The organism is Corynebacterium sp. (assembly GCF_012837295.1).
In the GTDB taxonomy this organism is placed as follows: Bacteria; Actinomycetota; Actinomycetes; order Mycobacteriales; family Mycobacteriaceae; genus Corynebacterium.
This window is the reverse complement of sequence record NZ_DURI01000104.1, coordinates 1-10,083: the sequence shown is the minus strand read 5'-3', so window position 1 is coordinate 10,083 and position 10,083 is coordinate 1. Positions and strand designations below refer to the sequence as shown.

Here is a 10,083-nt window from a genome sequence, read left to right as displayed (position 1 = left end):
CCACGCACGCGGAAACCCCGCCACCGGAAGGCCGGGTGGCGGGGTTCTGTCGCGTCCGCGTCAGGTGATCGCGGGGATCACCGTCGCGGGCTGCCGGTGAGGTGGTTCCTCTCCGGCGGGCCGGTGAGCTAGTGCTTCTCCGGCGGGGTGATGTACTGGGTGTTGAGCTTGGTGCCCGACCAGATCAGGATGACCGCGCCGAGCACGATCAGCCAGTAAGCCATGAACGCGATGCCGTAGCCCATCAGCAGGATGCCCATGGTCATCACGAACGGCCAGATGGAGCTGGCGGAGAAGAAGCCCAGGGTGCCGGCGCCGTCCGCGACCTCGGCCTCCTCCCAGTCGGAGGGGGTGATGTCGGAGCGGACCTCGGTGAAGTGGAAGTACACGCCCAGGAACAGGGTCAGGAGGGTGGCCATGACCAGGCCGGTGGCGCCGGCCCACTCGAGGCGACCGTGGTTCTCGTTGATGATGTTGCCGGTGTCCTGGAGGTACATCGTGCCGAAGATGTACACGACGGTCATAACGCCCAGGAACACGGTGAGACCGTAAAACAGCTTTGCTGCGGACTTCATGTCTGACTTCTTTCTGGAGTCGTCGGGCGGTTACTTGGTGGCGTTCAGGTCGACCGTGTTGGAGTCGCGCTGACCCATGTCGCGGGTGTCCAGGCGGCCGGAGTTGAACGGGCTGGTGGACACGGCGAAGGGCTCCTCGCCGATCGACTCCAGCGCCTCGGCGTTGGAGGCCTCCGGGTTGTCGATGCGGAACTGCATGTACTCGGCGAACGCCTCGCGGGAGACGGCGCGAACCTCGAAGTTCATCATCGCGTGGTAGGTGCCGCACATCTCGGCGCAGCGGCCGACGAAGGCGTTGCTGTAGGAGTCGCGCGGGTTGTCGACCGGGCGGCTCTCGATCATCGCCGAGGAGATTTCCTCGATCTGGAAGCGGCGGTTCGACTTGTTGGCCTCCGGGTGCGGGAAGGCGTCGCGCTTGAACAGGAACTCGGGGACCCAGAAGGAGTGGACGACGTCGGCGGAAGCCAGGTCGAACTCGATCGCGGTGTCGTAGGGCACGACCAGAACCGGGACCTCTTCGGTGGTGCCCAGGACCTCGACCTCGTTGAAGTGAAGGTAGGAGCGGTCGGCCTTGGACTGGCCGTGGACCGGGTACTCGGACTGGTCCGGGGCGTCCTCGCCGGCGTGCTCGTCGGTGAAGAACTGCTCGGGGTCCTGGCGCTCCTGGCGGCCGGTGTAGTCCTCGCCGCCCATGAGCTCGCCGGAGACGTTGGCGTAGCCGAACTTCCAGTTCCATTGGAAGGCGGTGACGTCGACGACGACCTCGGGCTCCTTGTCCATCGCGGTGACCTTGTCCTGCGTCTGGACGGTGAAGAAGAACAGGGACATGACGATCAGGATCGGGACGATCGTCAGGACCAGCTCGAGCGGCACGTTGTAGGCGGTCTGGCGCGGGAACTCGCCCTTGCCGGCCTTCTTGGCCTTCTTGGCGGAGTGGCCGATCATCGAGAAGATGGTCAGGCCCCAGACGGCGATGCCGATGATCCAGGCCGCGACCCAGACCCAGACCCAGAAGTTGCCCATGGCCTCGGCCTCGGGGGTGACGCCCATCGGCCAGCCGAAACGCAGCAGCTTGAAGAAGCCGTTGTCCGGCGGGTTGACGTCGCAACCGGCGAGCAGGGTCGCACTGCCGGCGAGGACGCCGAGCAGGCCGAGCTTACGGGCGGCTCCGTACTCTCTACGCTGATTCACGTGTGTCTGCCTTCCTGATCCACACAATTCCTTAAGAACCCATGAGGGTTCTGTCTTTCCCAAGCAGGTTAGCCCATTCCTGTGAATTCTCCACACTGGACTGACCCCACGGGGTGTCACCGAGTATAGACGGGCTGATAAAACGCTGAGAAGGGGCATGGTCACGGGGGTACCGCCCTTTTTGGTGATCCCGATCACCTTCATGGCCGGGGGTGCGTCGCGGTTCGTTTTGCTTGACGACGGCCCGCCGCGCCTCCATCCGCCGCCGCACCGCGCCGACGCCGTTTTGCGCTCCGGCGCGGGAATTCGCCCTCGCCGCGCGGAGGACTATTGTCTTAGCGGTCCCCCTCCCCCACGAAAGGTGTTCGCGTAAAGCCATGTGCGGTCTCCTCGGAATTCTCACGGCTCGCTCCGATGCGGCGGACCTCGTGCCCGCCATCGAGCGCGCGCTGCCCTGCATGCGCCACCGCGGCCCCGACGAAGCGGGCACGTGGAACGACGCCGACGTCGTCTTCGGCTTCAATCGCCTGTCCATCATCGACTTGGCGCATTCGCATCAGCCGCTCGTGTGGGGCCCGGAGGATCAGCCGGACCGTTACGCCATGACCTTCAACGGCGAGATCTACAACTACGTGGAGCTCCGCGAGGAGCTGACGGCCGCGGGCTATTCCTTCAATACTTCCGGTGACGGCGAACCGATCGTGGTGGGCTTCCACCATTGGGGCGCCGACGTCGTCAAGCATCTGCGCGGCATGTTCGGCATCGCCATCTGGGACACGGTGGAGAAGACGCTGTTCCTCGCCCGCGACCCCTTCGGCATCAAGCCGCTGTACTACGCGACCACGGACCGCGGCACGGCGTTCGCATCGGAGAAGAAGACCATCCTGGAGATGGCCCCCGAGCTCGGCGTGGACGCGAAGGACGTCGACGAGCGCGCCCTGGTCCACTACATGGACCTGCAGTACGTGCCGGAGCCGGAATCGCTGCACACCGACATCCGCCGCCTCGAGTCCGGCTGCACCGCCACGGTCACGCCCGGCGGCGCGGTCGAGCAGAAGCGCTACTTCCACCCGAACTTCCCCATCCGCCCGGTGCCGAAGGGCGGCGAGCAGGCCGTCTTCGACAGGATCGCCGAAGCGCTGGAGGACTCCGTCGCCAAGCACATGCGCGCGGACGTGACCGTGGGCTCCTTCCTTTCGGGAGGCATCGACTCCACCGCGATCGCGACGCTGGCGAAGCGCCACAACCCGAACCTGCTGACGTTCACCACCGGCTTCGAGCGCGAGGGCTTCTCCGAGGTCGACGTCGCGGCGGAGTCGGCGGCGGCGATCGGCGTGGAGCACATCGTCAAGGTGGTGTCGCCGGAGGAGTTCGCTTCGGCGATCCCGAAGATCATCTGGTACCTCGACGACCCGGTGGCCGACCCGGCGCTGGTGCCGCTGTACTTCGTCGCCGCGGAGGCCCGCAAGCACGTCAAGGTCGTGCTCTCCGGCGAGGGCGCCGACGAGCTGTTCGGCGGCTACACCATTTACAAGGAGCCGCTGTCGCTCGCGGGCTTCGACCGCGTGCCCGGCCCGCTGAAGGCCGGCCTGGCCAAGCTCGGCGACGCGCTGCCCGACGGCATGCGCGGCAAGTCCCTGCTGCAGCGCGGCACCACGCCGCTGGAGGACCGCTACTACGGCAACGCCCGCTCCTTCAATTGGGAGCAGCTGCAGCGCGTCCTGCCGTGGGCGCAGCGCGAGTGGGACCACCGCGAGGTCACCGCCCCGATCTACGAGCGTTCCGCGGGCATGGACCCGGTGACCCGCATGCAGCACCTGGACCTGTTCACGTGGCTGCGCGGCGACATCCTGGTCAAGGCCGACAAGATCACCATGGCCAATTCGCTGGAGCTGCGCGTGCCGTTCCTCGACCGCGAGGTGTTCAAGGTCGCCGAGACTCTGCCGGTGGACATGCGCATCGCCGAGGGCACCACGAAGTACGCGCTGCGCAAGGCGATGGAGCAGATCGTGCCGGCGCACGTGCTCAACCGCCGCAAGCTGGGCTTCCCGGTGCCGATCCGCCACTGGCTCGCCGGCGATGAGCTGCGCGGCTGGGCGGAGGACGTCATCCGCGAGTCGCAGACCGATGCGCTGATCGACAAGGCGCAGGTGCTGCAGATGCTCGCCGAGCACCATCCGACCGAGCGCGACCACTCCCGCCGCCTGTGGACCATCCTGGCGTTCATGGTGTGGCACGGCATCTTCATCGAGGGCCGCATCAAGCCCGACATCGAGCAGCGCGACTACCCCGTGCAGCTCTAGCCGCGCAGCGTCGTCCGCGGCGCGGCCAGCGCGGGCGCGGCTGCCCCATCCACGAGATCGCGATTCCGGTCAGGAGTCGCGATCTCGTCGTATGCGGGACCTTTGCTTGACGACGCCCACCCGCGCCCCGTCCGCCCTGAAAATGGTGCGTGGCCTGGGCATTGGCGCATCCGGTGCAATCGAGGCCCGGGGGCAATCGGCGCATTCGAGGCTCGGGCGCATTCACCGCAATCGGCACAATCGCAGCGCGGGCGTAATCGGCGCGTTCAAAGCACCGGCGCCCAGGTCTCGTGCCAAGGAGATGCCAACGGGGTGTCGACAAACTCGTTTCCGCAGGTGGCTGAATTCGGTGCCATCTCCTTGGCACGAGCGTGCGGTCCCGGCCCTCCACCGCACACTCGTTGAATGTGCAACCCGCCGTAACCGACGAGCCCCACCCGAAACGCGAAAACCCGCCGCCGACCGCAAACGTCGGGGCGGGCATCGGTGCGACCGCGATGCGGGCGCCGGAATCAGCCGATCAGTTGAACGAGTCGCCGCAGGCGCAGGAGCCGGTGGCGTTCGGGTTGTCGATGGTGAAGCCCTGCTGCTCGATGGTGTCGGCGAAGTCGATCTTCGCGCCCATCAGGTAGGGCACCGACTGGCGGTCGACGACGAGGCGGACGCCGCCGAACTCCTCGGACACGTCGCCGTCCAGGTTCCGGTCGTCGAAGAACAGCTGGTAGCGCAGGCCCGCGCAGCCGCCCGGGGCGACGGAGATGCGCAGCGAGAGGTTGTTGGCGCCTTCCTGGTCGAGGAGGGCCTTGGCCTTGGCGGCGGCGACGTCGGTGAGGGTCACGCCGGTGGTCTGTGCGGTGGTCATAGCGTGGTGCTCCTTGGATAGCGGTGCTCGGTTACTTCGGTGAACGCGCGCGGCGAGGCGTTTATTCCTCACCGTCCGTACGAATTTCCGGCGGCCGGGTCGATGGGCGTGTGACCCGGGGATTTCCCCGAGCCGGCCATCCGCTCCGGCGCCGAACCGGTCGGCGTGCGTTCCGATATGGCCGAAGGATACCCTCACCACCCCGCTTCCGTGGCGCAACCCCCGCCGGAACGCCGCCGGAACCGCGCCAGAGTCGCGCAGATGTTCCTCGGTCTCGTCGCCCGGCCCTCGTCCACCGCTTCACGACGCCGCGGCCGCCCCGCAGGATCGGCGCGCCACTTTGGGCCCTCGGCGCAGGCCCGATAGGGTGTTGGCCGTGAAGACGCCCTGGAAGAAGAACGAGCCCACCTCCGCCGACGCGGCCACCGATGCGACCGGCGCCGCCGACGCCGCCGCCGCGAACGCCGCCGCCGGCGATTCGACCGCCGCGCGCGGCCACGTCCCCACCGCCGAGGAGGCCGCCCGCGCGACGGCGAACAAGGGCAGCGCGTACACGCCGAAGAAGGGCCGTCCGACTCCGAAGCGCAACGAGATCGAGCGCGCCCACGGCACCCGCCGCGGCCCGATCACCCCGCCGAAGACGCGCAAGGAGGCCCGCGAGCAGCGCAAGGAGCAGAAGGCCTCCATGTCGAAGGAGGAGCTGAAGGCCGTCAAGGCCCGCGAGCGCGCCGAGCGCCGCGAGCAGCGCCGCATCGCCGACGAGCGCATGGCCGCCGGCGACCCGAAGTACATGCTGCCGCGCGATCAGGGCCCCGAGCGTGCGTTGGTGCGCGATTGGGTGGATTCGCGCCGTTTCTTCGCCAACATCTTCCTGCCGTTCGCGTTGGTGCTGCTGCTGGTGATGTTCCTGGGCCAGGCGATGCCGCAGGTCGCGAACATCGCGTCGATCATTTCGATGGTCATGATCGTCGGTCTCGTGGTGGAGGCCGTCCTCATCGGCAAGCGCGCGAACAAGCTGGTCCGCGAGCGCTTCCCCGACACCGACGCCGCCGGTGCGGGCCTGGGCTTCTACGCCTACTCGCGCGCGTCGCAGCCGCGCCGCCTTCGCACCCCGCGCCCGCAGAAGAACATCGGCGACGAGGTCTAGGCCGCCGGTGCGCACGCTCGTCCTGGGCGGGGCCCGTTCCGGCAAGTCCGGGTGGGCGGAGTCGCTTTTCGACGCCCACGGCCCCTCCCCGGTCGATTACGTGGCCACGGCGCGCCCGTGGCCTGGCGCGGACGGCTTCGACGCCGATTTCACCGCCCGAATCGCCGGGCACCGCGAGCGCCGTCCCGCGCATTGGCGCACGGTCGACGACGTCGACGCGATCCAGGCTTTGCGACGGCCGATCGGGCTCGCTCCTTCTCTTACGCCCGATGCCAAGTCTTCCGCGTTCGACGATGAATCGGCCGCCGGAGCGGGCTTCTCCGCCCCCTTCGTCCTCCTCGACGACGTGGGCACGTGGCTGACGGGCGTCCTCGACCGCGAGAACCTGTGGGATTCGTCCCGCGGGTCCGTCGCACCATGGACCGACGAGTTCGTCGCCGCCGTGCGGGACTGGGGAGCCGATGAGGCGCCGGTCGATGGGGTGCGCGAAGGCGTCGTAAAGCAAGAAGGCGGGGGACGTGGCGAGCCGGAACCTCATCTGGTCATCGTCACCCCGGAAGTGGGGATGGGCGTGATCCCCGAGCACCGGTCCGGGCGCCTGTTCCGCGACGAGATCGGGCTGCTCAACGGCCGTTTGGCGGAGGTCTGCGACCGCGTCGTGCTCGTCGTCGCCGGCGTCGCCCTCCACCTGAAGTAGCCGCGCGGGAAGCCGCGGGGACCGGGGCGCCGCCACTCGCCGGACCGGCATCCGATCGCTGGGATAATCTTTTCACCATGACCAACAATCGCTTCGGTACCGTCGTCGCCCCCGATGAGCATGTGGAGCAGCTCGCCCGCGAGCGCCAGCTCCAGTTGACCAAGCCCGCCGGGGCGCTCGGCCGGCTCGAGGACCTCGGCGTGTGGGTGTCCGCGTGCCAGGGGCAGTGCCCGCCGAAGCCGTTGGAGGATTGCCGCGTCATCGTTTTCGCCGGCGACCACGGCGTGTCGGCGAGCGGCGTGTCGGCGTACCCGACCGAGGTGTCCATCCAGATGCACGCCAACATCAACGCAGGTGGCGCGGGCGTCAACGCGATCGCGGGCGTCGCGGGCGCGTCGGTGACGTCGGTCGACATTTCGCTGGACCACGAGGCCGAGGGGCCGTTCCGCGTCCGGCGTTCGTGCGGGTCCATCGACGTCGAGGACGCGATGACGCAGGAAGAGTGCGATCGCGCCATCGAGGCGGGCATCAAGCTTGCCGACGACGCCATCGACGAGGGCGCCGACGTCCTCATCGCCGGCGACCTGGGCATCGGCAACACCACTCCGGCTGCGGTGCTCATCGGCGCGGTGACCGGTTCGGAGCCCGTGACCGTCGTCGGCCGCGGCACCGGCATCGACGACGAGGGGTGGAAGCGCAAGACCGCCGCGGTGCGTGACGCGATGTTCCGCGTCCGCCGCCTGCGCAACGATCCGGTGGAGGTGCTGCGCCGGGCATCTTCCCCCGACATGACCGCGATGGCGGCGTTTCTGGCGCAGGCGGCCGTGCGGCGCACGCCGGTGATCCTCGACGGGGTCGTGGCCACCGCCGCCGCGCTGCTCGCCGACCAGATGGCGCCGGGCGCGCGGGCCTGGTGGGTCGCCGGCCACCGCAGCGCCGAGCCCGCGCACTCCATCGCGCTGCGCCACCTCGGCCTGGAGCCGCTGCTGGAGTACGGCATGCGGCTCGGCGAGGGCTCGGGCGCGGTCGCGGCGCTGCCGATCCTCAAGCACGCGGTCGCGGTCCTGTCCGAGATGTCCACGTTCGGCGACGCCGGCGTGTCCGACAAGGGCGACGCGCCCGCGGCGCCCTCCGCCGCCGACGTCCCCGCCCCGCCCGCCACCGAAGAGCGGCCGGGGCACCGGGAGGGCGGCGAACAGCCGTCCCAGCAGGACTGATCGCCGACGTGTCGGGGAAGGCCGGGCCGTCCGACGGCGCGCCACTCGATGGTGACCTCGCGGCCCACGGCAATGCGTTCGCCGAAGGTGCGGGCACGGCCATCTCCTGGTTGACCGTCGTGCCCATGCGCGGCGCGAAGGTCTTCGACCGCATCACCGGCCGCCGAGCCATGGCGGCGGCTCCGATCGCGGGGTTCGTTCCCGGGCTCGCCGCCGTGCTGGTGGCGGTGATCGTCAGCGGCGGGGCGTGGTTGTTCGCGCGCGTCGGCGGCATCGGCGCGGGCGCAGCCTGGTTCGGAGGCTTGTCGGATTCCGGCGTCTCGCAATCGCCCTCCGCCGGTGGCATGGCGGCGGATCCGATGTCGGGCGTGGGTCTTGCCGGCGATCCCGGGGTGGCCGCCGTAGCCGCCGCAACCTCTCCCCTGCTCGCCGCATTGATGGGCGTGCTCATCGTCTGCGTCGCCGAGCTGGTCACGCGCGCCATGCACATCGACGGGCTTGCCGATGTCGCCGACGCCCTCGGTTCCTACCGGGATCCGGAGGGCGCCCGCGAGATCCTGCGCTCCCCCGACACCGGCCCGATGGGCGCGGGTGCCGTGGCGCTGACTTTGGTCGCCCAGGCCGCCGCGATGGCGGTGCTCGCCCACGGTTTCGCGGTGGCCGTGTTCCCGGCCCCCTGGATTCTCGACGCGGAGTTCGACGTGGTTCGGGTCGTCGCGTCGGCTCTGGTGCTGGCGTTGCCCTTCGTCATCGGCCGGGCCGCAGCGACCACCGCCTGCCACCGGTCGCTGCCGCCGATGGCGCCGACGGGATTCGGCGCGCTCGTCGGGGCGACCCAATCGACGTGGACGCTGGTGGCCTGGTGGGTGCCGTTGACCGCGGCCGGCGCCATCGTCGCCGGAGTGGCGGGCGTTCTCGCCTGCCTGGCCGTGATGGTGTTCGCGGTCGTCTTCGGCCGATTGGCGGTGCGAAGGCTCGGCGGCGTCAACGGCGATGTGCTGGGCGCGATCATCCAGATGGCCACCCTCATCGCGGCCATCTTCCTCGCCCTCGGCTGAACCCCGGGAATCTTCCCGCGCCACCCTCATCTCGCTCCACTTTCCCACCCACTTCCTACTCTGCTGACCGTCCTCCCTCCGCACCTTCTCCTGTCTGACCTGCGGGTTCACGACCCAGGAGGCCGGCCCCACACCCGATTTCCACCCCAAAACCGGAAAAGGAAAAATTGCCCATTGACGAACTTGGAATGGTGGGCCTAGACTGAGGGCACACCGCCGGAGAGGCGGAGTAGGAGGCTCGTTTCGGGGCTCGCCCAATTAAATTACGCGCCGTCCGTTTGCCGGGGCGCCACTCACGAGCACACCTTCGACCTCCGGGTTTTACGGAATGCGCCTTGCGGAATGACTGCCGCGGGGCGCATTTTCGTTTGCCCTCCGCAGCCATTCCCGATTCCCGGGTGAATTCAATTCCCCGATCAATCTCCCCCTATGCACCCCCGGCGGATAATTGTCGTGGGTGTTCTACCGGAGCGTGATGCTCAGCGCTGCTCGAAGGCGGCGCAGTGCCGGCTCGGGCGCGGTGCTCAACGCGAGCGCGGGGATTTGCTTGGCCGCGGTGCTCGGTTTGGGCGCGATGCACGGGCGAGGCAGCCCGTCGTCAAGCAATCGCGAGGACCACGCCGACAGATACCTACGTTCGGTGCAGATACCCACGTTTGAACATGAGTATCTGGCTGGAACGTAGGTATCTGGCCGGGTGCGACACGGGCGGGGCTCGAAGGCCCCGGTTGCGCGCCGCCGACGGCGCGGAAACCGACGACGTCCCCTCCCCGGGACGCCGGCCCCAAGAGAAAGACGTCCAGTGGCCAGATAGATGTGGCGAACCACATCTATCTGGCCACTGGACGTCTTTTTGCGCTCTGGGCGCCAGCCTGCGCCCCGCCTGCGCCCGCCTACGCCTCCGGCGCCTCGACGAGGGTCTGCAGCCAGCCGTGCTCGTCGGGGACGTCGCCGCGCTGGATGCCGGTGAGGCGCTCGCGCAGCTTCATGGTCCACTCGCCGGTCTCGCCGCCGTTGATCTTGAACGACCCGT

General features: G+C 68.8%; 8 protein-coding genes and 1 pseudogene. 5 read left to right on the top strand and 4 right to left on the bottom strand.

Translation table 11 applies throughout. From position 1 onward, the window contains the following. Nucleotides 1-128: 128 nt before the first annotated feature. Nucleotides 129-575, bottom strand: coding sequence for a cytochrome c oxidase subunit 4 (locus GX015_RS03500; protein ID WP_291342839.1), 447 nt, complete (start codon nucleotides 573-575; stop codon nucleotides 129-131). A 30-nt stretch (nucleotides 576-605) separates the two neighbouring features. After that, on the bottom strand, nucleotides 606-1,766 hold the full coding sequence (locus tag GX015_RS03495) for a cytochrome c oxidase subunit II (protein ID WP_291342837.1): 1,161 nt from the start codon (nucleotides 1,764-1,766) through the stop codon (nucleotides 606-608). A 377-nt stretch (nucleotides 1,767-2,143) separates the two neighbouring features. On the opposite strand from GX015_RS03495, the gene asnB reads away from it, so the two are divergent. Beyond that, the gene (gene asnB / locus GX015_RS03490; protein WP_291342835.1) at nucleotides 2,144-4,069 is read left to right on the top strand and encodes an asparagine synthase (glutamine-hydrolyzing); all 1,926 of its coding nucleotides are present in this window, start codon (nucleotides 2,144-2,146) and stop codon (nucleotides 4,067-4,069) included. 520 nt (nucleotides 4,070-4,589) lie between these two features. Here asnB and GX015_RS03485 read toward each other — a convergent pair. Further along, on the bottom strand, nucleotides 4,590-4,931 hold the full coding sequence (locus GX015_RS03485; RefSeq protein WP_291342833.1) for an iron-sulfur cluster assembly accessory protein: 342 nt from the start codon (nucleotides 4,929-4,931) through the stop codon (nucleotides 4,590-4,592). Nucleotides 4,932-5,307: 376 nt separating this feature from the next. Here GX015_RS03485 and GX015_RS03480 point away from each other — a divergent pair, with 376 nt between their 5' ends. The 4 genes from GX015_RS03480 (at nucleotide 5,308) to GX015_RS03465 (ending at nucleotide 9,050) form a co-directional block, all read left to right on the top strand. Then, nucleotides 5,308-6,078: a DUF3043 domain-containing protein gene (locus tag GX015_RS03480; RefSeq protein WP_291342832.1), complete on the top strand. Its 771-nt coding sequence runs from the start codon at nucleotides 5,308-5,310 to the stop codon at nucleotides 6,076-6,078. A 7-nt stretch (nucleotides 6,079-6,085) separates the two neighbouring features. Next, nucleotides 6,086-6,775 carry a bifunctional adenosylcobinamide kinase/adenosylcobinamide-phosphate guanylyltransferase gene (locus GX015_RS03475; protein ID WP_291342830.1) on the top strand — a complete coding sequence of 230 codons (690 nt, stop codon included), beginning with the start codon at nucleotides 6,086-6,088 and terminating at the stop codon, nucleotides 6,773-6,775. Between the two features lie 77 nt (nucleotides 6,776-6,852). Beyond that, nucleotides 6,853-7,992, top strand: coding sequence for a nicotinate-nucleotide--dimethylbenzimidazole phosphoribosyltransferase (gene cobT, locus GX015_RS03470; RefSeq protein WP_291342828.1), 1,140 nt, complete (start codon nucleotides 6,853-6,855; stop codon nucleotides 7,990-7,992). A gap of 8 nt (nucleotides 7,993-8,000) precedes the next feature. Continuing rightward, on the top strand, nucleotides 8,001-9,050 hold the full coding sequence (locus tag GX015_RS03465; RefSeq protein ID WP_291342826.1) for an adenosylcobinamide-GDP ribazoletransferase: 1,050 nt from the start codon (nucleotides 8,001-8,003) through the stop codon (nucleotides 9,048-9,050). Nucleotides 9,051-9,943: 893 nt separating this feature from the next. On the opposite strand, the pseudogene GX015_RS03460 reads toward GX015_RS03465, so the two are convergent. Further along, nucleotides 9,944-10,083 (bottom strand): annotated as a pseudogene (locus tag GX015_RS03460) (branched chain amino acid aminotransferase); the annotation flags it as partial.

What these genes read in the sequence shown, in the direction of transcription:
- GX015_RS03500 (WP_291342839.1), bottom strand. Translation starts at nt 575, where the DNA reads ATGAAGTCCGCAGCAAAGCTGTTTTACGGTCTCACCGTGTTCCTGGGC.
- asnB (WP_291342835.1), top strand. Translation starts at nt 2,144, where the DNA reads ATGTGCGGTCTCCTCGGAATTCTCACGGCTCGCTCCGATGCGGCGGAC.
- GX015_RS03485 (WP_291342833.1), bottom strand. Translation starts at nt 4,931, where the DNA reads ATGACCACCGCACAGACCACCGGCGTGACCCTCACCGACGTCGCCGCC.
- cobT (WP_291342828.1), top strand. Translation starts at nt 6,853, where the DNA reads ATGACCAACAATCGCTTCGGTACCGTCGTCGCCCCCGATGAGCATGTG.